This is a genomic window from Hoeflea ulvae, assembly GCF_026619435.1.
Taxonomy (GTDB): domain Bacteria; phylum Pseudomonadota; class Alphaproteobacteria; order Rhizobiales; family Rhizobiaceae; genus Hoeflea; species Hoeflea ulvae.
In genome coordinates this window covers 3,795,807-3,821,970 of record NZ_JAOVZQ010000001.1, presented here as the reverse complement: position 1 = coordinate 3,821,970, position 26,164 = coordinate 3,795,807, and the positions used below count along the sequence as shown (strand labels likewise).

The 26,164-nt window shown below is 62.5% G+C and carries 26 protein-coding genes; 11 read left to right on the top strand and 15 right to left on the bottom strand.

The annotated features are described in order from the left end of the window. Positions 1 to 39: 39 nt before the first annotated feature. From OEG82_RS18200 to OEG82_RS18190, 3 genes are all read left to right on the top strand, one after another. A complete protein-coding gene (locus OEG82_RS18200; RefSeq protein ID WP_267613796.1) occupies positions 40 to 2,655 on the top strand; it encodes a mechanosensitive ion channel family protein in 2,616 nt (871 codons plus the stop codon). A gap of 115 nt (positions 2,656 to 2,770) precedes the next feature. Continuing rightward, on the top strand, positions 2,771 to 3,034 hold the full coding sequence (locus OEG82_RS18195) for a hypothetical protein (RefSeq protein ID WP_267613795.1): 264 nt from the start codon (positions 2,771 to 2,773) through the stop codon (positions 3,032 to 3,034). Between the two features lie 197 nt (positions 3,035 to 3,231). After that, complete coding sequence (locus OEG82_RS18190; RefSeq protein WP_267613794.1) at positions 3,232 to 5,793, top strand: GcvT family protein; 2,562 nt, start codon at positions 3,232 to 3,234, stop codon at positions 5,791 to 5,793. Positions 5,794 to 5,862: 69 nt separating this feature from the next. On the opposite strand, the gene OEG82_RS18185 is transcribed toward OEG82_RS18190, so the two are convergent. Further along, on the bottom strand, positions 5,863 to 6,456 hold the full coding sequence (locus OEG82_RS18185; RefSeq protein ID WP_267613793.1) for a TetR/AcrR family transcriptional regulator: 594 nt from the start codon (positions 6,454 to 6,456) through the stop codon (positions 5,863 to 5,865). Positions 6,457 to 6,524: 68 nt separating this feature from the next. On the opposite strand from OEG82_RS18185, the gene OEG82_RS18180 reads away from it, so the two are divergent. The 3 genes from OEG82_RS18180 to OEG82_RS18170 all read left to right on the top strand — a co-directional run bounded on the left by OEG82_RS18180 (position 6,525) and on the right by OEG82_RS18170 (position 9,295). Then, a complete protein-coding gene (locus OEG82_RS18180) occupies positions 6,525 to 6,947 on the top strand; it encodes a VOC family protein (RefSeq protein WP_267613792.1) in 423 nt (140 codons plus the stop codon). Positions 6,948 to 6,999: 52 nt separating this feature from the next. After that, positions 7,000 to 7,833, top strand: coding sequence for a DUF1194 domain-containing protein (locus OEG82_RS18175; RefSeq protein ID WP_267613791.1), 834 nt, complete (start codon positions 7,000 to 7,002; stop codon positions 7,831 to 7,833). Between the two features lie 172 nt (positions 7,834 to 8,005). Beyond that, positions 8,006 to 9,295: a GGDEF domain-containing response regulator gene (locus tag OEG82_RS18170; RefSeq protein ID WP_267613790.1), complete on the top strand. Its 1,290-nt coding sequence runs from the start codon at positions 8,006 to 8,008 to the stop codon at positions 9,293 to 9,295. A 158-nt stretch (positions 9,296 to 9,453) separates the two neighbouring features. Here OEG82_RS18170 and OEG82_RS18165 read toward each other — a convergent pair whose 3' ends face one another. Both OEG82_RS18165 and OEG82_RS18160 read right to left on the bottom strand, forming a co-directional pair. Then, a complete protein-coding gene (locus OEG82_RS18165) occupies positions 9,454 to 10,455 on the bottom strand; it encodes a GlxA family transcriptional regulator (RefSeq protein ID WP_267613789.1) in 1,002 nt (333 codons plus the stop codon). A gap of 114 nt (positions 10,456 to 10,569) precedes the next feature. After that, entirely contained in the window at positions 10,570 to 10,761 is a 192-nt protein-coding gene (locus OEG82_RS18160) for a hypothetical protein (RefSeq protein WP_267613788.1), read from the bottom strand. A 118-nt stretch (positions 10,762 to 10,879) separates the two neighbouring features. Here OEG82_RS18160 and OEG82_RS18155 point away from each other — a divergent pair, with 118 nt between their 5' ends. Then, positions 10,880 to 11,785 carry a LysR family transcriptional regulator gene (locus OEG82_RS18155; protein ID WP_267613787.1) on the top strand — a complete coding sequence of 302 codons (906 nt, stop codon included), beginning with the start codon at positions 10,880 to 10,882 and terminating at the stop codon, positions 11,783 to 11,785. A 42-nt stretch (positions 11,786 to 11,827) separates the two neighbouring features. Here OEG82_RS18155 and OEG82_RS18150 read toward each other — a convergent pair whose 3' ends face one another. The 9 genes from OEG82_RS18150 to OEG82_RS18110 all read right to left on the bottom strand — a co-directional run bounded on the left by OEG82_RS18150 (position 11,828) and on the right by OEG82_RS18110 (position 20,669). Beyond that, positions 11,828 to 13,009: an MFS transporter gene (locus OEG82_RS18150; protein ID WP_267613786.1), complete on the bottom strand. Its 1,182-nt coding sequence runs from the start codon at positions 13,007 to 13,009 to the stop codon at positions 11,828 to 11,830. A 51-nt stretch (positions 13,010 to 13,060) separates the two neighbouring features. Next, positions 13,061 to 15,100: an ASKHA domain-containing protein gene (locus OEG82_RS18145; protein ID WP_267613785.1), complete on the bottom strand. Its 2,040-nt coding sequence runs from the start codon at positions 15,098 to 15,100 to the stop codon at positions 13,061 to 13,063. Between the two features lie 179 nt (positions 15,101 to 15,279). Beyond that, positions 15,280 to 16,239, bottom strand: a complete 960-nt coding sequence (locus OEG82_RS18140) for a methyltetrahydrofolate cobalamin methyltransferase (protein WP_267613784.1) — start codon at positions 16,237 to 16,239, stop codon at positions 15,280 to 15,282. Positions 16,240 to 16,322: 83 nt separating this feature from the next. After that, on the bottom strand, positions 16,323 to 17,417 hold the full coding sequence (locus OEG82_RS18135; protein ID WP_324288961.1) for a methylenetetrahydrofolate reductase: 1,095 nt from the start codon (positions 17,415 to 17,417) through the stop codon (positions 16,323 to 16,325). Then, complete coding sequence (locus OEG82_RS18130; RefSeq protein ID WP_267613783.1) at positions 17,414 to 18,001, bottom strand: methylenetetrahydrofolate reductase C-terminal domain-containing protein; 588 nt, start codon at positions 17,999 to 18,001, stop codon at positions 17,414 to 17,416. Before OEG82_RS18130 ends, OEG82_RS18135 begins: the two co-directional genes overlap by 4 nt. Then, the gene (locus tag OEG82_RS18125) at positions 17,994 to 18,299 is read right to left on the bottom strand and encodes a virulence factor (RefSeq protein WP_267614996.1); all 306 of its coding nucleotides are present in this window, start codon (positions 18,297 to 18,299) and stop codon (positions 17,994 to 17,996) included. Before OEG82_RS18125 ends, OEG82_RS18130 begins: the two co-directional genes overlap by 8 nt. Positions 18,300 to 18,440: 141 nt before the next feature. Then, positions 18,441 to 19,211 carry a formyl transferase gene (locus tag OEG82_RS18120; RefSeq protein ID WP_267613782.1) on the bottom strand — a complete coding sequence of 257 codons (771 nt, stop codon included), beginning with the start codon at positions 19,209 to 19,211 and terminating at the stop codon, positions 18,441 to 18,443. Positions 19,212 to 19,286: 75 nt separating this feature from the next. Further along, positions 19,287 to 19,931, bottom strand: a complete 645-nt coding sequence (locus tag OEG82_RS18115; RefSeq protein WP_267613781.1) for an exopolysaccharide biosynthesis protein — start codon at positions 19,929 to 19,931, stop codon at positions 19,287 to 19,289. A gap of 111 nt (positions 19,932 to 20,042) precedes the next feature. Continuing rightward, positions 20,043 to 20,669: a DUF1638 domain-containing protein gene (locus OEG82_RS18110; protein ID WP_267614995.1), complete on the bottom strand. Its 627-nt coding sequence runs from the start codon at positions 20,667 to 20,669 to the stop codon at positions 20,043 to 20,045. A 63-nt stretch (positions 20,670 to 20,732) separates the two neighbouring features. On the opposite strand from OEG82_RS18110, the gene OEG82_RS18105 reads away from it, so the two are divergent. After that, the gene (locus tag OEG82_RS18105; protein ID WP_267613780.1) at positions 20,733 to 20,864 is read left to right on the top strand and encodes an EncA/B family entericidin; all 132 of its coding nucleotides are present in this window, start codon (positions 20,733 to 20,735) and stop codon (positions 20,862 to 20,864) included. A gap of 36 nt (positions 20,865 to 20,900) precedes the next feature. Here OEG82_RS18105 and OEG82_RS18100 read toward each other — a convergent pair whose 3' ends face one another. Then, positions 20,901 to 21,599 (bottom strand): corrinoid protein, encoded by a 699-nt coding sequence (locus tag OEG82_RS18100; RefSeq protein ID WP_267613779.1) that lies wholly within the window; start codon positions 21,597 to 21,599, stop codon positions 20,901 to 20,903. After that, entirely contained in the window at positions 21,592 to 21,858 is a 267-nt protein-coding gene (locus tag OEG82_RS18095; protein WP_267613778.1) for a hypothetical protein, read from the bottom strand. The genes OEG82_RS18100 and OEG82_RS18095 overlap by 8 nt, the downstream gene beginning before the upstream one ends. On the opposite strand from OEG82_RS18095, the gene OEG82_RS18090 reads away from it, so the two are divergent. The 3 genes from OEG82_RS18090 (at position 21,850) to OEG82_RS18080 (ending at position 25,049) form a co-directional block, all read left to right on the top strand. Further along, positions 21,850 to 23,439, top strand: coding sequence for a trimethylamine methyltransferase family protein (locus tag OEG82_RS18090; protein WP_267613777.1), 1,590 nt, complete (start codon positions 21,850 to 21,852; stop codon positions 23,437 to 23,439). The two genes, OEG82_RS18095 and OEG82_RS18090, sit on opposite strands and share 9 nt — an antisense overlap. A gap of 100 nt (positions 23,440 to 23,539) precedes the next feature. After that, positions 23,540 to 24,250: a ferredoxin gene (locus tag OEG82_RS18085; RefSeq protein ID WP_267613776.1), complete on the top strand. Its 711-nt coding sequence runs from the start codon at positions 23,540 to 23,542 to the stop codon at positions 24,248 to 24,250. Between the two features lie 196 nt (positions 24,251 to 24,446). Continuing rightward, positions 24,447 to 25,049, top strand: a complete 603-nt coding sequence (locus OEG82_RS18080; protein ID WP_267613775.1) for a PadR family transcriptional regulator — start codon at positions 24,447 to 24,449, stop codon at positions 25,047 to 25,049. 86 nt (positions 25,050 to 25,135) lie between these two features. Here the strand turns inward: OEG82_RS18080 and bmt are convergent, their stop codons facing one another. Beyond that, the gene (gene bmt, locus OEG82_RS18075) at positions 25,136 to 26,146 is read right to left on the bottom strand and encodes a betaine--homocysteine S-methyltransferase (RefSeq protein WP_267613774.1); all 1,011 of its coding nucleotides are present in this window, start codon (positions 26,144 to 26,146) and stop codon (positions 25,136 to 25,138) included. Between the last annotated feature and the right edge of the window lie 18 nt (positions 26,147 to 26,164).

Genomic DNA, 26,164 nt, shown 5'->3' with positions numbered 1-26,164 from the left:
CTAAAGAAGACCGAGACTTCGCAACCGGATGGGGATTTCATGCGCTTTGACTGGTTGAAAGCCGCCCTGCTGGCCGCCATGGTGCTGGCCGGGTCCGGACTTGCCGCCCATTCCCAGACCGTGGCGCCCGCTGTCGTGCCGGCCGAGGAGCAGCAGGTTGCGCCTGCGGCTGCTCCTGCTGCAGCTGTTGTCTCGCCGACCGTGATTGCGGCGGAGGCCGAACTGGCCGCGGCGGAAGGAAACCTCACGCGGCTGGCCCGGCGCATCGACGAAAACGCTGACAACGACAGCACCCTGGTCGAACTCAAGCTCGAACTTGAAGCCCTGGCGCGCAGCATGCTGGATATCGGTGTCTCGCTGCGGCCGCGGATGACGGAAATCAAGGCCCGGATCGAGCAGCTCGGAAACTCCCCGGCGGAAGGCGAGCCGGCCGAACCGGACGCCATTGTTGCAGAACGCGCCCGGCTCATCGACGAGCGCGCGCTGATCAACACGCTCACCGGCCGGGCCGAAGCGGTGTCGGTCAAGGCAAGTGATCTGGGCGACAGGATCACCGAAGTGCGCCGCGACCTGTTTTCCAACACCCTGTTCAAGCGCACCGAAATTGGCCCCTTGATGCTGACCCAGTCGCTGGTTGCGATGGAAGACGAATGGACCGATCTGGTGCGGACCTACGGGTCGTGGGCGAAATTCGTCTGGACCTTCAAATGGCAGGCGCTGCTGGGCTGCATCTTCTTCTCGCTGCTTGCGGCACTGGTGTTCCTGCCGGGAGCCTACCGCCTGTTCGGCGGGCTGCTCGACCGCGATCCGACCGATGAGGACCCGTCTTACACAAGCCGGCTGTCGGTCGCCTTCTGGGCCACCGTCATTCCGACGATCGCGATGACGGCGCTGGCGGCGACAATCTACGGGCTGCTCGAGAGTTTTGCGATCCTGCGCGGCGACATCGCCCCGGTGGTGTCCAGCACGCTGGCGATCATGGTGGCGATCTTCTTTGTCAGCAAGCTGGCACGCGGCATTCTGGCGCCGAACATGCCGGCCTGGCGCCTGGTCAATATTTCCAATGGCGGCGCCCGCGCACTCTACCTGCTGGTGGTGGCGATGGTGTTCGTCAACGGTTTCGATTTCGTCGAGGACCAGCTCAGCCAGTCACTCGGATCCCCGGTGGTGCTGACGGTGTTCAAGGGCATCATCTCGGTGTTCCTGATGGCGCTGATCCTGATTGCCATGGCCATGGGCAAGCCGGTGGTCGCCGCTTCCGGTGATCCCGCCGATCCCGGCCGGCCCTGGCCGCGGGTGATCTCGGCAACGTTGCTGGTCGCCGGCCTGGGGCTGATGGCGACGGCGGCCCTGGGCTATGTCGGACTGGCCCGCTTTGCCGCCACCCAGATCGTGGTCACCGGCGCCATTTTGACGACGATGTATATCGGCTACCTGTCTGCGCGCGCGATCTCGGAAGAGGGGGCATTCGCCCATACCGTGGTCGGGCGGCGGATCGAGGCCCGGTACCATCCGGGCCATGTCACGCTAGACCGCACCGGGCTGGCGGCGGGCCTGTTGATCAACCTGATGGTGCTGCTGCTCGGCGTGCCGATGATCCTGTTGCTGTGGGGCTTCCAGGTCCAGGATATCGAGCTCTGGTTCTACCGGATCATGACCGAGATCCGCATCGGCGGCATCACCATTTCGCTGGTCGGGATCCTTTTCGGCATCCTGCTGTTCATCGTCGGCCTGCTGGCCACGCGCTGGTTCCAGCGCTGGCTCGACAGCAGCGTGATGGCGCGCGGCGGCATGGAATCCGGGGTGCGCAACTCGATCAAGATCGGCGTCGGCTATCTCGGCGTCGCGGTCGCGGGCCTGATCGGCATTTCCGCAGCCGGCATCGACCTTTCAAGCCTGGCTCTGGTTGCCGGTGCCCTGTCGCTGGGCATTGGTTTCGGGCTGCAGAACATCGTCAGCAATTTCGTCTCGGGCCTGATCCTGCTTGCCGAACGGCCGTTCAAGGTCGGCGACTGGGTGGTGACAGGGTCGACGGAGGGTTTCGTCAAGAAGATCTCGGTCCGCGCCACCGAGATCGAGACCTTCTCGCGGCAGTCGATCATCGTGCCCAATTCGGAACTGATCAATGCGCCGGTCGGCAACTGGACCCACCGCAACAAGATGGGCCGCGTCGATGTGCCGGTGGGCGTCAGCTATGACGCCGATCCGCGACGCGTCCTCGAAATCCTCGAGGAGGTGGTGCGCGGACACGATCTGGTGCTGAACTTTCCGGCGCCTGGCGTGTTCTTTATCAATTTCGGCGATTCCTCGCTGGATTTCGAGGTCAAGGCGCATATCGCCGACGTGCTCAACGGCATGACCGTGCGGACCGAATTGCGCCTGCGCATTTTCGAGCGCCTGAAGGCCGAGGGGATTGAAATTCCGTTCCCGCAGCGCGATCTCAACATCAAGCTTGGCGATCAGGACGAACCGCTGACGGTGCTGAGCGAGAAGCTGATGGAGCGGAAGGCCAAGCTTGCCGAACCATCCAGGCCATCGGATGTTGCGGCTGATCCGGAAGCGGCTCAAGACAAACCGGCCAAGCGGCGCAGGCCGACACGGGCCGGGCAGGATACGATGGGAGACGGGTCCGGACCCGCAGGCAGCGACCGGTGACAATCCTGCGTTCAGACTGCATTCAGTTTCGCAGTGCTAGACATTCATCCATACCGGGCCAAGACGGGTCCGACAGTGTTTCAACAAGGAGCGGCGATCAGTTCGCCGGTAGCCCATGAAGACCATGCTAATCGGGTTTGCAGTGAGTTTGGCGATGATCGGCGGCGCGAGCGCAGCCAATGTCACCAACAAAGACGATCAGTCCCAGGTGCTGATCGTCACCGAAGGCGGCAACAAGATCGATCTGGTGATCGAAGCCGGCGCAACAGTGAATTTCTGCCCCTCGGGCTGTTTCGTGACCATGCCGTCCGGCGATCGCGAAACGCTTGCCGGCAGCGAAAGCATCGAGATTGTCAACGGCAGTGCCGTGATCAAGTAGGGCAGCCGGAAACGCTGCCAGTGATACAGGGGCGCGATCTCAAAGGATCGCGCCCTTTGCCGTTCCGGTCGGGGCCCGGGCGTGCGTGCATCAACCATCCACTGGTCGTGCAGCATGGCTATAATGTCGTAGACAGGCTCTGGTTTTGTTCCGCGAGATCCTAAATTCTGCTCCAGGCGCAATCAGGGTAGACGAAAATGGCAGAGTTCCCGAAGCAGGCAAAGGTCGTCATCATCGGTGTGGGCGGCATTGTCGGTGCCTCCATCGCGCACCACCTCATCGAGCGTGGCTGGGACGACATTGTCGGAATCGACAAGTCCGGCGTGCCGACCGATATCGGATCGACGGCGCATGCCTCGGACTTTTGCTACACCACTTCCCACGACTATCTCTCGGTCTGGACCACGCAATACTCGATCGATTTCTTCGAGAAGATGGGCCATTACGCGCGCATCGGCGGCCTGGAAATTGTCCGCGCCGGCGACGATGCCTGGATGGAGGAAATCAAGCGCAAGATCTCCTCCGGCAAGGCCTTCGGCACCCGCGCCAGCTTCATCGGTCCGGCAGAGGTGAAGGAAAAATTCCCGCTGGTCGAGGAAGACATGGTTGCCGGCGCCCTGTGGGACCCGGATGCCGGTCTGGTGATTCCGCGCTCGCAGACGGTTGCCGGCAAGCTCGTCGATGCGGCCGAGAAGACCGGCAAGCTCAATGTCTTCGCCAATACGCCGGCGCAGTCGCTGATCGTCGAGGGCGGCCGGATCAAGGGCGTCGTCACCCATCGCGGCACCATCATGGCCGATCATGTCATCGTCTGTGCCGGCATCTGGGGCCGTCTGATCGCCGAAATGGTGGGCGAGGATCTGCCGGTCATGCCGGTCGACCATCCGCTGACCTTTTTCGGCCCCTATAACGAGTTCGAGGGCTCCGGCAAGGATATCGGCTGGCCGTTGATGCGTGACCAGGGCAATTCGGCCTATATGCGCGACACCGGTGACCCGAAGACCGCCGAGGGCGGCCAGATCGAGTGGGGCTATTACGAGACCGACGAGCCGCGGCTGTGCCACCCCCGCGACATTCTCGAGAAGAACGAGGCGCGGCTGTCTCCCTCGCAGCGCGATCTCGACATGGAACAGATCATCGAACCGCTCGAGCGCGCCATGGAGCTGACGCCGATCCTTGGCGAGCTGGGCTACAATGAAGGCCATTCCTTCAACGGCCTGCTGCAGGTTTCAGCCGCCGGCGGCGCTTCCTGCGGCGAAAGCCAGAAGGTGCGCGGGCTGTGGTATTGCGTGGCCATCTGGGTCAAGGACGCGCCGGGCTACGGCAAGCTGATCGCCGACTGGATGACCGATGGCCGCACCGAAATCGATCACAACTCGATCGATTACGCCCGGTTCTACCCGCACCAGATGACCGAGGACTTCATCGCGGGCCGCTGCCGCGAGGCGGCGCAGAAGATCTATTTCCCGGCGATCCATCCGCGCGAGCCCTATGCCTCGGGCCGCGGCGTCAAGCGTTCGCCCTTCCATGACCGCGAGGTCGAGCTCGGCGGCCATTTCATGGAGCTTGGCGGCTGGGAGCGGGCCCATGGCTATGCGGCCAATGAACATCTGCTGGAAAAATACGGCGACCGGGTGCCGGTGCGTGCCAATGAATGGGACAACCGCCATTTCTGGCGCGTCTCCAATGCCGAACATCTGGCGATGAGCGAGGATTGCGGCATCGTCAATCTCAGTCATTTCCACATGGTCGACATCGAGGGGCCCGATCATGTGGCGCTGATGGAATGGCTGTGCGCGGCGAAGATCGGCGGCGACGGCAATATCGGCAAGGGCATCTACACACACTTCCTCGATGACGAGGGCATGGTCCGCGCCGACTTCACGGTGATCCGCATGGCCGACCGCTGCCGTTTGATCAACGGGGCCGATGCCGGTCCGCGCGACTTCCACTACATGCGCCGCATGGCCGAGGACAAGGGCTTTGACGTCACCATCACCGACGTCTCCGAGGCCTATACCACCATCGGCATCTGGGGCCCGAATGCCCGCCAGACACTGAAAAAGGTGGTGGCCGATCCGGACGGCCTGGATATCGAAAATTTCGCCTTTGCCGCGATCAAGCCGGTCGTCATCGCCGGCAAGACCGTCTCCGCCTTCCGCCTGTCCTATGTCGGCGAGCAGGGGTGGGAGCTGCACATGAAATATGAGGATGGCCTGGCTGTCTGGGACGCGCTGCGGGCTACCGGCGTCATGGCTTTCGGGGTGGAGACCTATGCCAATTCGCGCCGCATGGAAAAGAGCTTGCGGCTGCAAAATGGCGACCTCTTGACCCAATACAACCTGATTGAAGCTGATCTCGCCCGTCCCAAGGTCAAGGAAGCTGATTTCCGCGGCAAGGCCAAACACCTCGAATACAAGGCGCGTGAGCATCAGCCGGCCATGCTGTGCACGCTGGTGATGGCCGAGAACACCGACAGCAAGGGCGTCGCCCGCTATCCCGTCGGCGCCATGCCGGTGATCGATCCGGAGACCGGCAAGACGCTCGTCGACGAACTCGGCCGCATCTCCTACACCACATCCGTCGCCTATGGGCCGACCATCGGCAAGAACATCGCGCTGGCCTATCTGCCGTGGGAATATTGCCAGGTCGGGCGCAGGCTGAATGTCGAATATTTCAGCGAGACCTATCCGGTGGATGTCGCAGCCGTCGGCTACAAGCCGCTCTACGATCCGGAGAACCTCAAGCCGCGGAGCTGATCTCCACCTTGCCCATCTGAGGGCTGCTCCGCCCCACGAGAGCGGCGCGGTGCAGATTCGGTTGCCGCGCTAGCTCGTTGTGGCCAGGCCATCGAGCAGTGCAGTGAGTGCCGTGTCGATGTCCTCCGGGGAGCCGCCACCGGCAATATCGAGCGCTGCGCGGTCAAAGGCAGCATCCAGCAGCGTTGCAAGGGCCGACAGCGGTACGGTGCGTATCTCTCCGGAGGCCATGGCTGTTTCAAGGCCCTCGCGCAGGGTTTGCCCCGTGCTGATGTCATTGATCTGCTTCATGGTTTCAATGCCGAGCGCGGCCGGGCCTTCGACAAGCAACAGATGTGCGCGGCCGGGGATCTGCATTGCATCGAGATAGGCCCGGGTACCGCTCTTGAGTCCCGCCATAGCAGTTTCGGGGGCCTTGGCCGAGTTGCGTATGGCCTCGGCAACTTCGGACAGCTCGTTTTCGACCACCGCCCGAAACACTGCCTTCTTGTCCTCGAAATGGTGATAGAGCGCACCGCGGGTGACTCCGGCAGCCTTGACCAGTTCCGGCGTGCTGGCTTCAGCATATCCCATTTGAAGGAACAGTTCACGCGCAGCCCCGATCAAGGCGCGGCGGGTGGTGGTTGAGCGATCCTCATTCGACATTTTGATCTTGTTATTCATACAAACAGCCTGTATGTAAATATCACTTACATACAAACTGTATGTCTGTTTCGATGAAGGAGCAAGTCATGAAATTCACAAGCTACTATCCCGTTCTGATCACGCCCAAGGTGGCGGAGACCAGTGACTTTTACATCCGGCATCTCGATTTCGAGCCGGCATTCGAGTCCGATTGGTACGTGCACTTGCGTTCGAAAGTGGACCCTCAGGTCAATCTGGCGGTTCTGGAGCAAGGCCACGCGACGATCCCGTCAAGTGACCGGACTCACACCGGCGTGATCCTGAATTTCGAGGTCGACGATGTTGATGCGGTCTATGGCCGGGCTCTGGCTGAAGGGTGGACCGTCCTCAAACACTTGTGTGACGAGGCGTTCGGACAGCGCCATTTCATCGCGCAAGACCCGTCCGGCACCTTGATCGATGTGATCAAGCCGATTCCGCCGACAGCCGATTTCGCAGCGCAGTACAGTGCAGAAGCGTTACCACGCTGAACTGGACAGAAATTCAGTTTCGAGCTTCCATTCTGTCATGCTAAATTGTGTCATGGCAGACTGGATCAAGGCAGTTCTGGCGACCGCAGCCTTGCTGGCGTTCGACACCGGCGCACAGGCGCGTGAGCCGGTCGATGTCGCGCTGGTGCTGGCGGTCGATGTGTCGCGCTCCATGTCGGTGCGGGAGCTCGAGATCCAGCGCGAAGGCTATGCTGCGGCGCTCAATCACCCCGACGTGGTCCGCGCCGTGGCCCAGGGCGCTTATGGCCGTATCGCCATCACCATGTTCGAATGGGCCGGGACCAGCGCAATCCGCCAGGTGTTTGACTGGACGCTGATCGAGACCGGCGCGGATGCGGACCGGCTTTCGGAGATCGTGCGGGCGTCCAGACCCGTGGCGCAGCGGCGCACATCGATTTCCGGGGCGATCCTGCACGCGGTGCAGCGGATGGAGGCGGCACCGTATGACGGGTTTCGCAAGGTTATCGACGTGTCGGGAGACGGGCCGAACAATCAGGGCGCGCCGGTTCTGGAGGCGCGGCAGATCGCGCTGTCGCAGCGGATCGTCATCAACGGCCTGCCGCTGATGACGCGCGACGGTCCGGGGGGCGGCTTCAACATCGCCGATCTCGACAGCTATTACGCCGACTGCGTGATCGGCGGGCCGGGCAGTTTTCTGGTGCCGGTCAACAGTTGGGAACAGTTTCCCGAAGCTATCCGCCGCAAGCTGGTTCTGGAGATCGGGGCTGCGCCTGACCTTCCGCACCAAGTCATTCCGGCCCAGGCACTGCCGGGCCAGTCTTTTTCTCCGATATCGGCCTCGCATGACTGTCTGATCGGTGAAAAAATCTGGGAACAGCGGCAATGGATGTTTGACGACCGCTAGATTCGACTTGGTCTTGTGCCTTGAATTGCAATTTTGCCGGGAAGTTGTTTGCGCTGCATTTTGGCTCGTTAACGAAATGGAGAAGCCTGCAAACTAATAATCGGTTCCGAGTTTACGATTTTGCGGATATCTCGCGTGCCATTCAGAAAACAAGACAAAGCCAGAGATTCTGATGCCAGCTTCAAGGGACTGGAAATCCTGCTGGTCGAGGATCTCGCAGGCCTGTACGGCTGTCGTGCGGCAACGTCTTGAACAGCTCGGAATGACCGTGACGAGCTGCGAAACGCTGGAATTGCTCGCTTCCGCGCTGGAGGACAATCCGGAAAAATTCGCGCTGGCGCTGGTGGATCTCAATCTGCCAAGTGCCCCGTCAGGCGAGGCGCTGGACCTTGTGTCGGCCAAGGATGTACCGGCCGTGCTTTTCACATCGACCGTCGCGGATATCAGGCGCAAGCAGGTTTTCGCCAGGCATATCGCCGATTATGTGCTCAAGGACGGCCATGATGCGATCGACAAACTGATCAAGGCGACAATCCGCATTCTTTCCAATCGCGACGCCCATGTGCTGGTTGTCGATCACTCGGCCTCGATGCGGGAGATGCTGAGCGAACAGATGCAGCGTCAGCTTTACCGGGTCACCGCGGTTGCCAGCGGCAGGGTGGCGCTGGAGGTGCTGGAAGAGAGCCAGGATTTCGATCTGGCCATCATCAACTATCTGATGCCGGAAATGAACGGCCTGAAGCTGGTGGAGCAGATCCGCAACCGCAGTGAACTCGAGGACATGCGGATTGTCGGCGTCTCGACGCTTGAAGACCGGACCCTGGCCGGACAGTTCCTGCGCGCCGGAGCCAGCGATTTCCTGATCCAGCCGCTGGTGATCGAGGAATTGCGCTGGCGGGTTGCCCAGAACATCGAGATTTCCAGCCAGATCCGCAGGCTGCGGGAACTGGCGGCCCGGGACTATCTGACCGGAACCTATAATCGCCGGCATTTCTTCGAAGACGGTCCGCGCAAGGTGGCACTGAACCGCAAGCAGGGGCGCGGACAGGCGCTGGCGATTGTCGATATCGACCATTTCAAGCTGGTCAATGACACCTATGGCCACGAGGTCGGCGATGTCGTGCTCAAGGCCGTTGCCCGGCAGCTCAACAAATATTGCGGACACAGCCATCTGCTGTCGCGCATGGGCGGCGAGGAGTTCGGTATCCTGATCTCGGATTGCAGCTTTGCCGATGCCCGGCGCTTCTGCGAGTTTCTGCGTCATGCGATCGAGGTGCTGCCGATCAAGACCGATGACGGCATCGTCAAGGTGACCGCATCGATCGGTCTTGCCGAGATTGCCGACAAGGAAAGCTTCGACAATTATCTCAATGCCGCCGACCAGTTCCTGTACATGGCGAAAAGTGCGGGGCGCAATTGCGTCTTTTCCGAATCCGATCTGGCCGTCCGCGCCGTCGCGTGAAGCCAAAGCACGTTGCATTCAATCGTATGCGATGTGCCTAAGATCCTGATTTGGCGCGTGTGTGTTCCGAAATCCGGTTTCCGGAACACGCTTTGGGGACACGGCCCCGCTGCCGCCAATCCGGTCCCAAACGCTCAATGGAAACCCGTTCGGGCAGATCAGGCCGCGGTGAGATACTGCTTGCGGTCGGCGCGCTCCTGCTGCGGCGAGCGGTTGTAGAGTTCGCGGTAGCACTTGGAAAAATGCGATGCGGACACGAAACCGCAGGCAACCGCCACCTCGACCACCGGCATCGGCGACTGGATCAGGAGATGCCGGGCCCGGTCGAGCCTGATCTCGAGATAATAGCGCGCCGGCGAGCGGCCCATCTCCTGGCGGAACAGGCGTTCGATCTGGCGGCGCGACAACCCGGCGTCATCGGCGATCTCGATCAGCGACAGGGGTTCGGACAGGTTTGCTTCCATCAGCTCGATGATCGAGAGAACCTTGGCGTTCTGCACGCCGAGACGGGCGCGCAGCGGCAGCCGCTGGCGGTCATGCGCGTTGCGGACCCTGTCGGTCAGCGCCATCTCGCAGATGCGGTTGACCAGTGTTTCGTCATGGTCCTCGCCGATCAGGCTCAGCATCATGTCGAGCGCGGCGGTGCCGCCGGCGCAGGTGTGGATCGAGCCGTCGATTTCATAGAGATCGGCAAAGACATTGGCCTTGGGGAAGGCTTCGGCGAAGCCGGGCATGTTTTCCCAGTGGATGGCGCAGCGCCGGCCGGACAGCAGTCCGGCCATGGCCAGGATATGGGCGCCGGTGCACAGGCCGCCGACGGCGACGCCGCGATTGTGCTCCTCGCGCAGCCAGGCCAGCACCGACTTGTTGGTGAAGCGTTCGACATTGACGCCCGAGCAGACGAATACCATGGTCGGCCGGTTCTCGCCCGACAGGCTGCGGCGTTCATCGGCAAGCGAGGTGTCGGCTGCGACCTGGACACGGTTCGACGCCGTCACCGGCTCGCCATCATGCGAGGTCAGGCGCCACTTGTAGCAGTCATAGCCCAGCATCCGGTTGGCCAGCCGCAATGGTTCGATTGCCATCGAGAAGGCGATCATCGAAAAATCCGGAACCATGAAAAAGACGATCGACCGTTTTTGCTTGCTTGGTGAGGACATGCCCAAATCCCTTGCGCGGCCCCCAAGAGGCCCATGTCGCGATCAGGCCATAAATTTCACCGCTTGTCACTGGTATCGAAGCGAAATTTCTCGGCTTGCGACATGGGCCCGCAGTCACAACAGCGTCGGGCGGGCATGGACATCGTGACGGGCGGTGCGGGGGCGGCCCAGATCGCGGGCGGCCGGCCATCCGATGTCCTTCTGCAGCTCCAGCGGGAGCTTCTCGAACATGGCTTGCATGGCAGTCCGCTTGCGGTCGGCCTGCCATTGGCGGGCATGGCGTAGTATCTGCGTGAAACCGAACATGATCGTATCTCCTGTTTCCGTGTTGCCCAGTCAGACTGGATTGACAACAGCATCGTCGCGTTGCATGATTCAATCAAACGAAATGAATTGACCTTTGCGATCAACGGAATTGAACGATATGAACGCGCCGATCACTCACCCGCTGCTGATGCTGGACCCGGATGTCCTGCGCAGTTTCGTCGCCATTGCCGAGACCGGAAGCTTCACCGCTGCCGCCGCGCGGATCTTCCGTACGCCGTCGGCGGTGTCGATGCAGATCAAGCGGCTTGAAGAGCAGCTGGGCGTGTCGGTGTTCCTGCGGGACGCGCGCAATGTTTCGTTGACCCATGATGGCGAAGTGCTGCTCGGCTATGCCCGTCGGCTGATCGCGCTCAACCGCGAAGCGATTTCGCGGTTTGTCACCTCAGAGGTCACCGGCGTGGTGCGGATCGGCTCGCCATCTGATTACGGCGAGGCGGTGTTGCCGAGCGTGCTTAAGCAATTTGCCAAGTCGCACCCCTCGGTGGTCGTCGATGTGGTGATCGACCAGTCTTCCAGCCTGCTCAAGCGCTTTAACTCGGGACATATCGACATTGCCCTGATCAGCTGCATGAAGGACCATACACCCGATCCGGGAGAGATCGTGATGACAGACGATATCGTCTGGGCCGGGGCCAAGGGCGGGCAGGCCTATCTGATGGATCCGGTGCCGTTGTCGATGTGGGATGAAGGCTGTGTCTGGCGGGAAAGGGCCCTTTCGTCGCTGGAAAAGGTGAAAAGGTCCTACCGGGTGGCGTTCATGACCTCGCATATGGCCGGGCAGCGGGCAGCGATCCTGTCCGATCTTGCCATCGCACCGGTGGGCCGGAGTTTCATCGGTTCGGATATCCAGATCCTTGACGAGGATTGCGGACTGCCGGCGCCGGGAGAGTATCAATTGCTGCTCAAGGTGGCGGCTGATCCCTCCGCGCCGGTCTGCGCGCTCAGCGATCATTTTCGCGCGGGCTTCGAGCGGTTCCGGCAGACCGGAACATTTGGCGACTAGCCCGGTGCCGAAGGGTGTACGGCGGCCTCGCGATCCTGCCGATCAGGCCGGATTCCGCTGGCTCCGCTTGCGGCTTCGCGCCATGGCCAGATGCGCCAGAATGGCGCCGGCATAGCAGATGATCAGCATGGCAGGCAGGCCGGCGGCCGAGCCTGTCGCGGCGACGGCGAGCAGGGCCGGGGTGCCGAGCGCATTGCCGATATTGCCGGTCTGGGCAATGGCGCCATTGGCCAGCGCCCGGTCGGGCAAGCCTGCATTGAGCTCTGGCACGGCGGCGAAGCTGGCGCCCTGCACCAGCCCCAGGGCGGCAAAGAGCGCGATGAACAGCATGGCGCCAGGTCCGGTGAGCAGGAACACCACCACCAGCACGATGGCCGTTGCAAAACCGGTGACGATGACGCTGACCGCTGCCATGTGCCTGAGCATCAGGTTGCCAAGGGTCATGGACGAGGCGATGCTGGCAAGCGGCATGGCGGCAGTGACAAAGGCGCGCTGCGCCGGCTCGAGCATGGTCGGCAGGATGGCGAGCATGGAGACGAATGTCAGCGTGTAAAACATCCAGCCCAGCGCAGGGGCTGCGATGAAGGGCGAGGAATAGGCTGCGATATGACGACGGGCGATGTCGGCCAGCGACGGCCAGGGCGACATGTCGCGCCGGCCGGGCCGCGGCAAGGCCAGCGCCAGCAGCGCCGCGATGATCGCCATGCAGGCCGCGTGCAGTGCCGGCAGACCGCCCAGCCCGAAGCTTTGCACAATCATCGGAGCGGTGAGCGCGACAGCGGCAAAGGCGACGCCGAAAAAGGTGCCCCACAGCGTCAGCGCCATGCCCTGATAGCGCGGCGTGGTCAGCTGCGCGATCAGCGTCGGGGCGGCGACAACGATGGCCAGATGCGACAGGCCTTCGAGCAGGCGGCTTGCCAGCATCCACTCGAAGCCGGGCAGGGTTGCCTGCCAGGCAGACACAAGGGCGCCGAGCACCAGGCCCGACAAGAGCAGGCGGCGGATGCCGATCTGGATGCCGATGACGCCGGCCACCAGCCCCAGCAGCATGCCGACGACTGAGATCAGCGAGACGAGATAGCCCGATACCGCGCCCGTCTCACCATAAAAGGCCTGCAGTTCCGGGAAGATGACGACGATCTTGGCAAATTGCGTGGCAGCGCCCAGCCCCGCGGCCCAGAGGGCCAGCACCAGAAACAGGGGAGAGCGGATGAGGGAGACCATGATCACCGCCCTAGACCCAACTTCGATTCGGGTAAAGGCTGAAGCGCGGCTTCAGTCGCGGTTGCGCCGTCCGCCGCGGCGGCGTCCGGCGCCGGGTTCGATGCCGGCTGCGGCATCGGTGTGCATCGAACGCTCCGGCAGCTTGACCACTTCGGTGAGTCTGGGGAAGGCGTCGACCTTGTTGGGAAAGGCCATGGCGTTGACGAAATGCTGCTGGAATTTCGGCTCCAGCGCGGTTTCGATCTTCTCGATGCGGGTGACGGTCAGTTCGATCTCGCGGCGATGCGCGCGGTTGAGCAGCGCCATGCGGGCGCCGGTGCCGGCGGCATTGCCGACAGCCTTGACCTTGTCGAGATCGCAATCGGGCACAAGCCCGAGCACGAGCGCATATTTGGGATCGATGAAGGAGCCGAAGGCGCCGGCGAGCCCGATGCGGTCGACATGGTCGATGCCCTGCTTGTCCATCAGCAATTTGACGCCGGCATAAAGGGCAGCCTTTGCCAGCTGGATGGCGCGGACATCGGTCTGTGTCACCATCAGCTTGGGTTCGGCTTCCTTCAAGAGATAGGAGAAGGTGCGGCCGGTGGAGATGATGCGCGGATTCTGTGCAGCCAGATCGCCATTGATGACGCCGTCTTCGGTGATGATGCCGGCGAGATACATTTCGGCGATGATCTCGATGATACCGGAGCCGCAGACGCCGGTGACGCCGACCTTTTTGGCCTGTTCCTCAAAGCCCGGCTCATCCGACCAGGGCTCGATGCCGATGACGCGGTAGCGCGGTTCCAACGTGAGTGGATCGATGCGGATGCGTTCGATGGCGCCGGGGGCGGCGCGCTGGCCGCAGGAAATCTCCGCGCCCTCGAAGGCGGGGCCAGTGGGCGAGGAGGCGGCGACGGTGCGGGTGGAATTGCCCAGCACGATTTCGGCATTGGTGCCGACATCGACGAGCAGCATCATCTCCTCCTGGCGGTGTGGACCTTCGGTCAGCGTCGCGGCCGCCGCATCGGCGCCGACATGGCCGGCAATGCAGGGCAACATGTAGACCCGGGCGCCGGGATTGAGCGGGATGTCGATCTCGGAGGACTTGATATTGACCGCACCGGAGACGGCGAGCGCAAAGGGCGCGCCGCCGAGTTCGGTGGGATCGATGCCGAGAAACAGATGATGCATGATCGGGTTGCCGACAAAGACAGCGTCGAGAATGTCGGCGCGGTCGATCTCGCCCTGCTTGCAGACATTGTCGATCAAGCCGTTGAGCGCCTCGCGCACGGCATTGGTCATGCCTTCGCGGCCTTCCGGGTTCATCATCACATAGGAGACCCGGCTCATCAGATCCTCGCCGAAGCGGATCTGCGGATTGGAGGTGCCCGAGGACGCCAGTGTGCGGCCCGACAAGAGCGAGGACAAATGCATGGCGATGGTGGTGGAGCCGATGTCGCAGGCAATGCCATAGGCTTCGTTCTTGAGGCCCGGATACAGCGCCACCAGCGTCGCCTGTCCGCCCTCGACCGGTTCATGTATGGCGGCGGTGACTTTCCAGTCGCCCTTGCGCAGGATCTTTTGCACTTCGCCAAGCAGATAGGTGTCGATCTGCAGGGTCTTGTAACCCCAGTCGGCCTCGATCGCCATCAGCAGGCGGTCGAGGTCGCCCAATGGCTTGTGCATGTCGGGCTCTTCGATCTCGACATAGCACATCTGGATTGCCGGGTTGCGCTCGATGACGCGGCCGTCGGAATCCTTGCGCACAACCTGGGCGTTGACCACCGCGTCCTGCGGGATGTCGATGACCAGATCGCCGAGGATTTTTGCCGAGCAGGACAGCCGGCGGCCGGGTTTCAGGTCACGTTTTTCGGCATAGCGCACTTCGTTGCCGCCAAAGGGCGAAATGTGCTGGTTGGACGAGGTGATGCCGTGCTTGGCAAACACGCCCTCCTGGACATCGACCTGGCAGCGACCGCAGATGCCGCGACCGCCACAGACGCTTTCCACATGCACACCCAGTTGCCGCGCGGCATCGAGCACGGGCGTATCGGTGGCAAAGCGGCCGCGTTTGCCTGATGGCATGAACAGAACAAGATGGTCGGTCATGGCAGGAGCCTTTCACCTCCCCCTTGAGGGGAGGTCAGAGAAGGGAGCGCAGCGAAGCTGATCCGGGTGGCAGTCTGGTCGCACGGTGGTGTGAACTGGATGAGTACTGCTCTTCCGATCCCACCCCCGCCCCGCTTCCCGTCAGGCGAGGGGGCGGTGCGTCCGTGGTCATTGCAAGATCAGGCGCCACCGCCGGACCGGGCAGCGCGTCCGCCGCGGCGGCGGCCGCCTTCACCGGCCGAAGCGGCCTGCGGGGCAGGGGCGGAGCCTGCGACATGGGACTGGTAGTCCTTGTAGGTCTTGATCCAGTTGGTGCAGTTGGGGTCGGTGCCGTTCAACACATTGGCCGCGCGCACGGCTTCCATTTCCTGCGGACGGCAGGGGTTCATGATGGCGCTGGTCATGCCGGCGCCGATGACCATCGGGATGAAGCCGGCATTGATGCCGTGACGGTGCGGCAGGCCGAAGGAGATGTTGGAGAGGCCGCAGGTGGTGTTGACCTTGAGTTCGTTGCGCAACCGGTAGAGCAGCGAGAAGACCTGGCGTCCGGCATCGCCAAGCGCGCCGATCGGCATGACCAGCGGGTCGACGACGATGTCGCAGGGCTTGATGCCATAATCCATGGCGCGTTCGACAATCTTCTTGGCGACGGCGAAGCGGACATCGGGATCCATGGAAATGCCGGTCTCGTCGTTGGAGATCGCCACCACCGGTACGTCGTATTTCTTGCACAGCGGCAAAATCGCTTCGAGCTTTTCTTCCTCGCCGGTGACCGAATTGACCAGCGGGCGGCCCTTGGCGATCTTCAAGGCAGCTTCAATCGCGGCGGTGACCGAACTGTCGATCGACAGCGGCACATCGACCAGGCCCTGGACGATTTCCATGGTCTGCACCAGAAGGCCGGGCTCGGTCTCGTTCGGGTTGACCGAGGTGACGCCGGCATTGACGTCCAGCATCGTGGCACCGGCGGCGACCTGTTCCAGCGCGTCCTTGATCACGGTCTCGAAATTGCCGGCAATCATCTCGGCGGCAAGCTTCTTGCGGCCGGTCGGGTTGATGCGCTCGCCGATGACGCAGAAGGGCTGATCAAAGCCGATGATCACTTCTCTTGTGGCTGAGGCGACGATGGTGCGGGTCATATTCGGTCCTTCGGTGAAGACATAAAGATTTGCTTATGTCATTATGCTGTTTTCTGAGTGAAGATCAAGCCGTCGCGTCCGGGCTAGTCGCCGCTGTCGGCGGCAACGCCGGCCATGACATGCGGGGTCATGCGCGACGTGTCGCGAGCTTCCTCCTGGTGCAAATCGGCGAGTTCATTGGCAGGGTTGGGTTCCTTGCGCCAGGGCTTGCGGCCCTTGAGCACGCCCGAATCATGGACGATCTCGGCAACGAACTCTTCCTGCCGGTAGGCCATAACATGAATGCCGGAGACCCCGTCGATTTCCTTGACCTCATTGATGATGTCGATGCAGATCTGCTTGCCTTCGGCTTTCTGGTCGGCAGCACCTTCCAGACGGGCAATGATGTGATCGGGAATGTGAACGCCGGGCACATTGGCGCGCATCCATTTGGCGGTGCGGGCGGAGGCCAGAGGCCCGACGCCGCAGAGAATGAAGCACTCCTCGTGAAGCCCCATGTCGCGCACCTGCTGCATGTATCGCTGGAACATCGGCACGTCGTAGCAATACTGGCTCTGGACGAACTGGGCGCCGGCGGCGATCTTCTTGGCCAGACGGTGCGGGCGGAAATCATAGGGCGGTGCAAATGGATTGATGGCGGCGCCGAGGAACACCTGCGGCGGTGTCGTCAGCTTGCGTCCGGAGAGAAATTTTCCATTGTCGCGCATGATGCGGATGGTCTCGAGCAGCGACATGCAGTCGAGATCGAAGACGGGCTTGGCGCCGGGCTGGTCACCGGCCTGAACCCCGTCGCCGGTCAGGCACAGGATATTGCCGACGCCCATGGCGGCGCCGCCGAGCACGTCGCCCTGGATGGCGATGCGGTTGCGGTCGCGGCAGGCGATCTGCATGATCGGCGCATAGCCGATGCGGGTGAGCAGGGCGCAGATGCCGACAGAGGACATGTGGCAATTGGCGCCCGAGGCGTCGACCGCATTGATGCCGTCGACCCAGCCATCGAAAATGGCGGCGCGGTTGTAGACGTCTTCCGGATCGGCGCTGTCGGGCGGGTTGAGTTCGGTGGTGACGGCAAATTCGCCGCGGCGCAGCACGCGCTCCAGCCGGCCGCGGGAGGAGTGGCCGGGCAGCGGATCGAGCGGCAGGTCGATGCCGGCGGGATTGACGTCGGACGTGCTCATGCGGGCTCCGTGGGTTTGGCGGCTTCGGCAAGGGCGGCTGCCTGGGCGGTCACCCGCAACCAGGACGAGGTTTCGCGCAAGGACTGGTCAACCGGCTTCTGCACGGCGAGGATGGCCTGGTTCTCGACCATTTTCTGCGATCCGCTCCAGGCCTGCACCCAGACGCAGGGCATGTCGGGTTCGACCTCGCAATTGCCATTGGCGCGAACGCCGCCGCAGGGGCCGTTGCGCAATTGTTTGGGGCAGTTCATCGGGCAGGACATGCCGGTCGAGGACAGCACGCACTGGCCGCACATGCGGCAGTCGAACAGGAAGCCCTTGACGTGTTTCTCAATGAACTTGACCGGCTTCTCGGCGCGCTGGTAGCCGACCGCCTTCCAGACCGGGTGCAGGCGCAGGAACAGGTCCGCAAAGCGGCCGTAGAACCACTCGAGCCCGCGCGCATGGCGCACCGCCCAGAGCCGGACGGCAAAGCTGCGGGCATTGCGGCCGGTGGCGGACACGCCCGAGGGCTTGTAGGCGGTCTTCTGGACCGCCTTCTTGTTCAGGCTTGCCTGCGTCGGTGTGGTCGGTTGGTCAGCCATGGCTCTCCCTGCCTCCGCCCTTGACCAGCGCCACCAGGCGTTCCTTGTCATAGGCTGTTTCCAGTTCCGCCGCGGCCCGTTCGGCTTCGGCTTCAAGATCATCGGAGACTTCCACCGGATCGGCACGGCGCCAGTCGGCCAGATAGTCATCGGTCTCGGCCGCACCGGTCCGCATGGCGCACATGTCGATGGCCTCGGTGAATCTGAGGGTCAGCTCCCGCTTGGCGGAAGCCCGTCCCTTCTTGACGATCACCTGGGCTGGAATGTCGCGCCAGTAGACGATGATGCAGTTGGCCATGGGGGTCTCCTTGAGAGTTACAATGCGCATGGGAATTTCTGGCAGCTTCGCTCACGACGACGCGCGGCGCGTCAAAAGCGACCTGAATGATGATGCTGGTATTGGGGATGACGCGCGGGGTCAAATCCGGCGCTGCAAAAACTACCAGATGCCTCTGGTCAGCCCGGTGGCGAGATAGGTCCAGAGCGGCGGGTGGAACCGCTGCACGGATGGCAACGGGCCCGGTCTGGTTTCCAGATTTCCGCTCAGCGCGTCCTCGACGGCGCGCACGACCATCTCGCGCGAGCCTGCGGCCATGGCGAGCGAATCGGTGAGCAAAGTGTCGCGCGGGTCAGGCGCCAGAAACGCCTGATGGAGAATGTCGCCGGTGTCGACGCCGGCATCAACCAGATGCACGGTGGTGCCGTAATTCCCGCAATCGCCCGTGGCTCGCGCCCACCAGCCGCCGGCCACGCCGCGATATTTCGGATTGATGCCGGAATGGTAGTTGAGCACCGGGCAGGGGATGGCAGCGAGTGTCGCCCGGCTCAGCATCCGGCATCCGACCAGCAGGACGATATCGGGTTTTCGCGCCGCGATCAGTTCCAGGCAGTCGCCGGCATTTGCGGACGACACCGGCGTGACCGGCAGATGGTCCGGCATCCCGGTTTGCGCACCGCTGGCGGCGATGATGGCCCTGGCTCGCGCGCCGGCAAGACGCTTGCCGACACGGGAAATCACCATGGTGCCGAACTGGCCCGCGGTCTGGACCCAGCCGATCCTGCGGGCCCGGCGCTTGAGAAAGACGGTCTTGGATTCAGGCTGCTCGAGCGCCACTTCGACGCCATCCAGATGCGACGCAAGGGCGTTGACGATGACCCAGGCATAGTCGCCGCCGGCGGTGAGAACGAGAATGTTTCTGGTCTGGCTCATGGTTGCCCGGCGTGTCGTTGCAGACCCGCAAGGCTACATCAGTGCAGTTAAGATTGTCTCAGCCCGACGGGCCGGTCAGAACAGCCGGAACAGCAGGGCGCCGGTGGCAAAGACCACGAGGCCAGCGACCAGGACCGATACAAGCCCGGTGATCACGCCGAGGGCCAGGCAATTGCCGTCGCGTTCGGTATGGGCGACGCCGAGCACGGCGACGGCCAGCGCCGGCAACCAGTTGCCGAAGGGAATAGGCAGCACGCAGGTGACGGCTAGGATCAGTGCAAACAGTCCGAACAGGCGCTCGAGGATCGGGCCGTCGAGCGGCCAGTTGCGCGGCCGGACCCAGGTTTCGGCGCTTCTGAGCCAGGGCGAGACCCGGGAGACCATGCGCTGGAAGGTGGCGCGGTCGACGGTGTAATTGGCAAGCGCCTTCGGCAGCCACACTTTCTGCAAGCCGATCACCATCTGCCAGGCGACGAAGACCATCGGCAGGCCGAGCACCATGGTGGCGCCGGGCGGAAGCGGAATCAGGTTGGGCAGGGCGAAGACGAGCAGGAAGGCGCCGAAAGAGCGGTCGTCCAGCGCATTGGCAATCTCGCGCATGCTCACCCGGTCCCCGGCCTCGCGCGCCAGACGCTCGAGCAAATCCGAGAGCTTTTCGGGATGACGATGTGTGCCTGATGCGATGGCGGGAACGGAGGATACGGCGGACTGCGGACTCACTTGCAAAAACCCTGAATTGTGACTGGCTTCCATCTAAGCACGGATTGCTAAAAAATTGTGGCGGAAAGCCAAAAATATTCCGGGCGCGCCAGCCTCATCCGGTGGCTTGACTCACAGCGGCGTCAGCGCATCCGTCAGTTCGCCATAGCCGGTCCAGCGGCGTTCGTAGCGCAAGCCGAGGCGCTCGGCGGCGGCGCGGGCCTTGGCCTCCAGCTCCGGATCGTCGGTCTGGGCGAGATAAAGCGCGCGCTGGTAATGACCGAAATAGGTGTCGCGCAGTTCGGGAAAGCGGTCGAGTCCGAGCGGCCGAATCAGGAAGGCGTCGAAATGCCTGGCGAGAAAATCGGTGATGAAAAAGGTCATCATCAGATCGTCGCCCTCGGCCTCGAAAGCCTGATTGCCCATATAGAATGAAAAGCAGTGCGGTCCGGCGATGCGCTCGACGCCATGGGCCGCGCAAACCTTGTCGAGTTCGCCGCCGGTGCCGCAATCGGCATAGCCTATGAAGATATGCTCATAGCCTTCGTCACGGGCCGCCCTTATGGCGCGATCAACGGCCGGTGCGATGCGGTCGGGGTAATGGTGGTAATTGGCGTCGATGCATTTGAGGTCGACATGGTCATGGCCAAGCTGCTGATTGACAGCCAGAATCTCGCGCGCCAGCATTCCGCAGGCAATCACCCGGACTTTTTCCGGACCAATTTCGCCCTGGCTGGCTGGGTTGGACTGTTCTGCCATCATGTTGCCTTTCATCCGCGCCAAATTCCGGCTTCAACAGCTTGTTCCGGGATTGAGCAGAAAATGACACATTTCAAGATCGCAACCATCCTCATTCTTGCCCTGTCGCTGGCGTCCTGCGCCAACACGATACGCGGCGTCGGCAAGGACGTGAAGGAATCCGCAAATGCCGTCGGCGACGCTGTCACCTACTGACAGCATCCCCAACGCGCGAATCGGGCCAAATGATGATCAGGCGCCGGCCAGACGGTTGTGCCGGCGCTTGATCAGGTCCTTTGCGGTTTCAACCGCAACGGCGGCGTCGCGGCAATAGGCATCTGCGCCCACGGCCTTGCCGAATTCCTCGTTGAGCGGCGCGCCGCCGACAAGGATGATGTAATCGTCGCGGATGCCCTTTTCCTTCATCGTGTCGATGACAACCTTCATATAGGGCATGGTGGTGGTCAGCAGCGCCGACATGCCGAGGATGTCGGGCTTTTCGCGCTCGATGGCCTCTAGATATTTTTCCACAGAATTGTTGATGCCGAGATCGATGACGTCGAAGCCTGCGCCTTCCATCATCATGCCGACAAGGTTCTTGCCGATGTCGTGGATGTCCCCCTTGACGGTGCCGACAACCATCTTGCCAAGCTTCGGTGCGCCGGTTTCGATCAGCAGCGGGCGCAGGATGAACATGCCCGCCTTCATGGCATTGGCGCTCATCAGCACTTCGGGAACGAACAGGATGCCGTCGCGAAAGTCCTCGCCGACGATCCGCATGCCCTCGACCAGTGCCTGGGTCAGCAGGTCATAGGGGGTCCAGCCGCGTTCGAGGAGGATATTGGTGCCTTCCTCGATCTCTTCCTTGAGCCCGTCATACAGATCGTCGTGCATCTGCTGGACAAGCTCGTCATCAGAGAGTTCAGAAAGGATGATTTCATCGTCAGACATCAGTTTCTCCCTTGATTGCACCCGTCCACGGATCGGCACAGCTGATCCATCCTGCATAGCGATATAGACGATCGTTTGCAAAAGTTCCTTGAAAACGACGCTCGCGCCGGAAAATGCGACGGGGCGTCATTTCGACGACATTCCTCTTAGCGCCAAGGCTTGGCGCTAAGAGGAATGTACGGGCTCCGGTTTTGGTTAGCATGGATGCATGGGCGCGATGGTGCGTCACTCCAGACACTGCAGGCTCTTGATGGCTCATTCAGACACTCCTTCGACAACAGACCTGGCTCCAGAAGCAGCTCCGGAAGCTGCGTCGGGACGGCGCGGCAAGGGCGCGGCCGGCCGGCGTGCGGCCCGTTCGGGCGGCGGCGCCGGGCAATCCATGCCGTTCATCATGCGCAAGCTCGGCACCTATGAGGTGCTGGACGAGGAAGGCCTGAGCCTCATCGAGGCCAATGCCGACACGATTTTGGAGGAAATCGGCATCGAATTCCGCGATGACGCCGAAGCGCTGGCGCTGTGGCGCGAAGCCGGCGCCGATGTGAAGGGCGAGCGGGTCCGGTTTCCAAAAGGCCTGTGCCGCGAATTGTTGAAAACGGCTCCGGAGGTGTTCACCCAGCATGCCCGCAATCCGGCGCGCTCGGTGCAGATCGGCGGCAAGGCCACGGTCTTTGCACCGGTCTATGGGCCGCCCTTCGTGCGTGATCTTGATGGCGAGCGGCGCTATGCGACGATCGAGGATTTCCGCAATTTCGTCAAACTCGCCTATCTGGCGCCGTCGCTGCACCATTCCGGCGGCACCGTGTGCGAGCCGGTCGACGTGCCGGTCAACAAGCGCCATTTCGACATGGTCTACAGCCATATGAAATACAGCGACAAGCCGTTCATGGGCTCGGTGACCGCACCGGAACGGGCCGAAGACACCATCGAGATGTGCAAGATCCTGTTCGGCGCGGAATTTGTTGATCAGAACTGTGTGACGCTCAACCTGATCAACGCCAACTCGCCGATGGTGTTTGACGAGACCATGCTCGGCGCGCTCAAGGTCTATGCCCGCAACAACCAGGCCTGCGTGGTCTCGCCGTTCATTCTTGCCGGTGCGATGAGCCCGGTGACGGTGGCGGGCACGCTGACCCAGATTCTGGCGGAAGTGCTGGCAGGCGCCGCCTTCACCCAGCTGATCCGTCCCGGCGCGCCGGTGCTGTTCGGCACATTCGCCGCCTCGATCTCGATGCAGTCGGGCGCACCGACCTTCGGCACGCCGGAACCGGCGCTGGTCTCCTATGGCGCGGCACAGCTGGCGCGGCGGCTGAAGATCCCGTTCCGCACCGGCGGGTCGTTGTGCGGTTCCAAGGTTCCTGACGCGCAGGCAGCTCATGAAAGCGCCTCGACGCTGAACATGACGCTGCTGGCGGGCACCAATTTCGCACTGCATTCCGCCGGCTGGCTCGAAGGCGGGCTGGTCAGCTCCTACGAGAAATTCATGATCGACGTTGATCAGCTCGGCATGCAGCAGCGTTTTGCCGAAGGCATCGATTTGTCGGTGACCGGCCAGGCGCTGGATGCGATTGCCGAAGTGGGACCGGGCAGCCATTATCTCGGCTGCGCCCATACCCAGGCCAATTTCCAGCAGGCCTTCTTCCGCTCGTCGCTGGCGGACAACAATTCCTATGAGCAGTGGCTGGCCGAGGGCGAGAAGCGGATCGAGGAACGCGCGCGCGACCTTTGCCGGTCATGGCTTGCCAGCTATGTGGCTCCCGAACTCGACCCGGCCATCGACGAAGCGCTGCTGGCGTTCATTGCGGGCCGCAAGGAGTCGATGCCCGACGCCTTCACCTGAACACAGCCCGATAAAGCCAGGGAGACAGGCGCTCAGGAGAAAGTGGCCAACCTCATACACCAGGAGGTCTGGCGCTCTGCGTTCAAGGACGGAGGGGCAGGTGGCTAGCCTGTCGCTCAACGCGGCTGTCGTGGCGGCGCTGGCGCCAAGCGGGCTGGTGCCGCGCGGCTGGCTGGGACCGGAGCCTGAAACTCCACCTTTGCTCGCCACTGGAAGGCCTGCCGCCGGGATCTGCCTTGTCGGCCATGCGGGTGGCGGGTTCTGGCCGGTTTTTGCGGAGTGGTGGCGGGCGCATCCTGCTAGTGACCAGCCGCTTGACGACTGGTCGAAATCGGTGATCGGCCCGGTGGCCGGCGCGCTTGGCGGCGAGGCGGTGTTTCCCTCGGACATTCCGTGGCATCCGTTCCAGCAATGGGCCATGGCCGCCGAAGGGCTCAAACCCTCGCCGCTGGGGCTGTTGATCCATCCCGGATTCGGCCTCTGGCACGGCTATCGCGGGGCGATCCTGTTTGGCGAGCAAGCGCTTGCCGGGAAGGGGATGCCGGACCCTGTGGCTGTTCACGGCCCGGGCACTGCCGCGCTACATCCATGTGACACTTGCACCGACAAGCCCTGCCTTTCCGCCTGTCCGGTCGAGGCCTTTGCGGCAGGCGGATTTGCGGTGGCTCAGTGCCGCTCGCATCTGGACAGCAGGGCAGGGCAGGATGGCTGTATGCGGTCGGGATGCCTTGCGCGCGATGCCTGTCCTGTCGGCCGGGCCTATCGCTACGGCGCCGATCAGATCCGGTTTCACATGGCGGCATTTGTCTGAAAGACACACCAAGACCGGCTCGAACGTAACGATCCATTGGATCTTGATCGTGTCAGATCGAGAATATATTTTCATTGAAATCAATTTGTTAGAGGGGAATCTCATGGATTCTCAAAGTCTCGCTCTTGCAAAAGATATATCTTTACGCAGATAATACGGTATCAAGTGCTATCGATATCCGGAAAGGAAACTCACAATGTTTGGAATGCACAAACACAGGTGCCACCGCCCACATCTCCATTTCGCCGGTCCGGACGGACCAGGCGGACGTGGCGGCGGCGGACGCGGCCCGTTCGGGCGCCATCGCGGCGGACCCTTTGGCGGCGGCGGCAAGCGCATGTTTGACGCTGGCGCATTGAGGCTGGTGGTTCTCGGTCTGATCGCCGAGCAGCCGCGTCACGGCTACGACATCATCAAGGCGCTGGAAGCCCGTTTCCAGGGCGCCTACAGCCCGAGCCCCGGCGCGATCTATCCGATGCTGCAGATGCTGGAAGAAGCTGATCTCGTGTCCTCGCAAATGCAGGGCGCCAAGAAGCTTTTTGCAATCACCGAAGAGGGGAAGGCCTATCTCGGGGAAAACCGGGTGGATCTCGACCGGATCAATGCGCAAATCGACGAGGCATCCGAAGAAATCCAGGGTGTGTCGCTGGGGGCCGAGTTCCGCGCCCTGCGCAAGTCGCTGTTCCGGCAGGTCAGAAGCGGCGGGTTTTCAGCGGATCAGGCGCAAAAGGCGCTGGAAATCCTGAAAAAGGCCCGCGGCGACATAGAAGCCCTGCAGGATCAGGGCGGCCGCGACTGACGGTCGGCTTCAAGCGCCCTGACGCAACATGAAAAAGGCCGGGGCTCGCGCTCCGGCCTTCTCATCATGTCGATCTGCTCGTGGTGTCACCCCCGACGGCCGCGGCGTTCGCGGGTCGGTGGGGCCGAGGTGGCGGCGACGGTGTTGCGCATCGGGCCGATGCGCTCGACGATGGATTCGACCGTCGGGCGCTGGGCCTTGATATGGGTGTCGACGGCTTCGCGCATCGCGGCCAGGTGATTGCAGGAGGTGCCGCAGCAGCCGCCGATGATGCGGGCGCCGGCATCAATGGCCAGACGGGCATAATCGGCCATCAGCGGCGGTGTGCCGGAATAATGGATTTCGGCGCCGCGGAATTCGGGGATGCCGCAATTGCCCTTGACCACGACGATCGCATCCGGATCGGCACCGGTCATGTCGAGCAGGGAAGACAGGATGTCGGAAGCGCCGACGCCGCAATTGGCGCCGACCGCAAAAGGGCCGTCGCCGATATCCTTGGCCAGCGAATGGATGTCGCGCGGATGCACGCCCATCATCGTCTTGCCGGCGGTGTCGAACGAGCCGGTATAGACATAGGGCAGATCGTGGCGCACCGCGGCTTCGGCGGCGGCGCGGATTTCATCGGTCGCCGACATGGTTTCGATCCAGACGACATCGATGCCACCGGCCTTGAGGCCCTCGATCTGTTCGGCAAAGGATTCGACGGCTGACTCATAGGTCATGGCGCCAAGCGGCACCAGCAGGTCGCCGGTGGGGCCGACGGAGCCGCCGACAATCACCTTCCGCGGCGCCTTGTCAGCGACGGCGCGGGCGATCTCTGCAGCCTTCTTGTTGAGCGCATGGACGCGGCCATGGGCGTCGTGCAGCTTGAGCCGGTTGCGGGTGCCACCGAAACTGTTGGTCAGGATGATGTCGGAGCCGGCATCGACGAAATCCTGATGCAGCTTGGTAATCTTTTCCGGCGCGCTCTCGAGCCACATTTCCGGCGCTTCGCCTGATTCCAGCCCCATGGCGAAGAGGTTGGTCCCGGTTGCGCCGTCGGCGAGCAGAACGCCTTTTTCGGCGAGCAGATCGGCAAGCGGATTGGAAGCGGGCATGGAATTCTCCTGTTAAAC

Excerpts from the sequence above, each read along its gene's own strand:
- OEG82_RS18200 (WP_267613796.1), top strand. The coding sequence starts at position 40 with ATGCGCTTTGACTGGTTGAAAGCCGCCCTGCTGGCCGCCATGGTGCTG.
- OEG82_RS18195 (WP_267613795.1), top strand. The coding sequence starts at position 2,771 with ATGAAGACCATGCTAATCGGGTTTGCAGTGAGTTTGGCGATGATCGGC.
- OEG82_RS18190 (WP_267613794.1), top strand. The coding sequence starts at position 3,232 with ATGGCAGAGTTCCCGAAGCAGGCAAAGGTCGTCATCATCGGTGTGGGC.
- OEG82_RS18185 (WP_267613793.1), bottom strand. The coding sequence starts at position 6,456 with ATGAATAACAAGATCAAAATGTCGAATGAGGATCGCTCAACCACCACC.
- OEG82_RS18180 (WP_267613792.1), top strand. The coding sequence starts at position 6,525 with ATGAAATTCACAAGCTACTATCCCGTTCTGATCACGCCCAAGGTGGCG.
- OEG82_RS18175 (WP_267613791.1), top strand. The coding sequence starts at position 7,000 with ATGGCAGACTGGATCAAGGCAGTTCTGGCGACCGCAGCCTTGCTGGCG.
- OEG82_RS18170 (WP_267613790.1), top strand. The coding sequence starts at position 8,006 with ATGCCAGCTTCAAGGGACTGGAAATCCTGCTGGTCGAGGATCTCGCAG.
- OEG82_RS18165 (WP_267613789.1), bottom strand. The coding sequence starts at position 10,455 with ATGTCCTCACCAAGCAAGCAAAAACGGTCGATCGTCTTTTTCATGGTT.
- OEG82_RS18160 (WP_267613788.1), bottom strand. The coding sequence starts at position 10,761 with ATGTTCGGTTTCACGCAGATACTACGCCATGCCCGCCAATGGCAGGCC.
- OEG82_RS18155 (WP_267613787.1), top strand. The coding sequence starts at position 10,880 with ATGAACGCGCCGATCACTCACCCGCTGCTGATGCTGGACCCGGATGTC.
- OEG82_RS18150 (WP_267613786.1), bottom strand. The coding sequence starts at position 13,009 with ATGGTCTCCCTCATCCGCTCTCCCCTGTTTCTGGTGCTGGCCCTCTGG.
- OEG82_RS18145 (WP_267613785.1), bottom strand. The coding sequence starts at position 15,100 with ATGACCGACCATCTTGTTCTGTTCATGCCATCAGGCAAACGCGGCCGC.
- OEG82_RS18140 (WP_267613784.1), bottom strand. The coding sequence starts at position 16,239 with ATGACCCGCACCATCGTCGCCTCAGCCACAAGAGAAGTGATCATCGGC.
- OEG82_RS18135 (WP_324288961.1), bottom strand. The coding sequence starts at position 17,417 with ATGAGCACGTCCGACGTCAATCCCGCCGGCATCGACCTGCCGCTCGAT.
- OEG82_RS18130 (WP_267613783.1), bottom strand. The coding sequence starts at position 18,001 with ATGGCTGACCAACCGACCACACCGACGCAGGCAAGCCTGAACAAGAAG.
- OEG82_RS18125 (WP_267614996.1), bottom strand. The coding sequence starts at position 18,299 with ATGGCCAACTGCATCATCGTCTACTGGCGCGACATTCCAGCCCAGGTG.
- OEG82_RS18120 (WP_267613782.1), bottom strand. The coding sequence starts at position 19,211 with ATGAGCCAGACCAGAAACATTCTCGTTCTCACCGCCGGCGGCGACTAT.
- OEG82_RS18110 (WP_267614995.1), bottom strand. The coding sequence starts at position 20,669 with ATGGCAGAACAGTCCAACCCAGCCAGCCAGGGCGAAATTGGTCCGGAA.
- OEG82_RS18105 (WP_267613780.1), top strand. The coding sequence starts at position 20,733 with ATGACACATTTCAAGATCGCAACCATCCTCATTCTTGCCCTGTCGCTG.
- OEG82_RS18100 (WP_267613779.1), bottom strand. The coding sequence starts at position 21,599 with ATGTCTGACGATGAAATCATCCTTTCTGAACTCTCTGATGACGAGCTT.
- OEG82_RS18090 (WP_267613777.1), top strand. The coding sequence starts at position 21,850 with ATGGCTCATTCAGACACTCCTTCGACAACAGACCTGGCTCCAGAAGCA.
- OEG82_RS18095 (WP_267613778.1), bottom strand. The coding sequence starts at position 21,858 with ATGAGCCATCAAGAGCCTGCAGTGTCTGGAGTGACGCACCATCGCGCC.
- OEG82_RS18080 (WP_267613775.1), top strand. The coding sequence starts at position 24,447 with ATGTTTGGAATGCACAAACACAGGTGCCACCGCCCACATCTCCATTTC.
- bmt (WP_267613774.1), bottom strand. The coding sequence starts at position 26,146 with ATGCCCGCTTCCAATCCGCTTGCCGATCTGCTCGCCGAAAAAGGCGTT.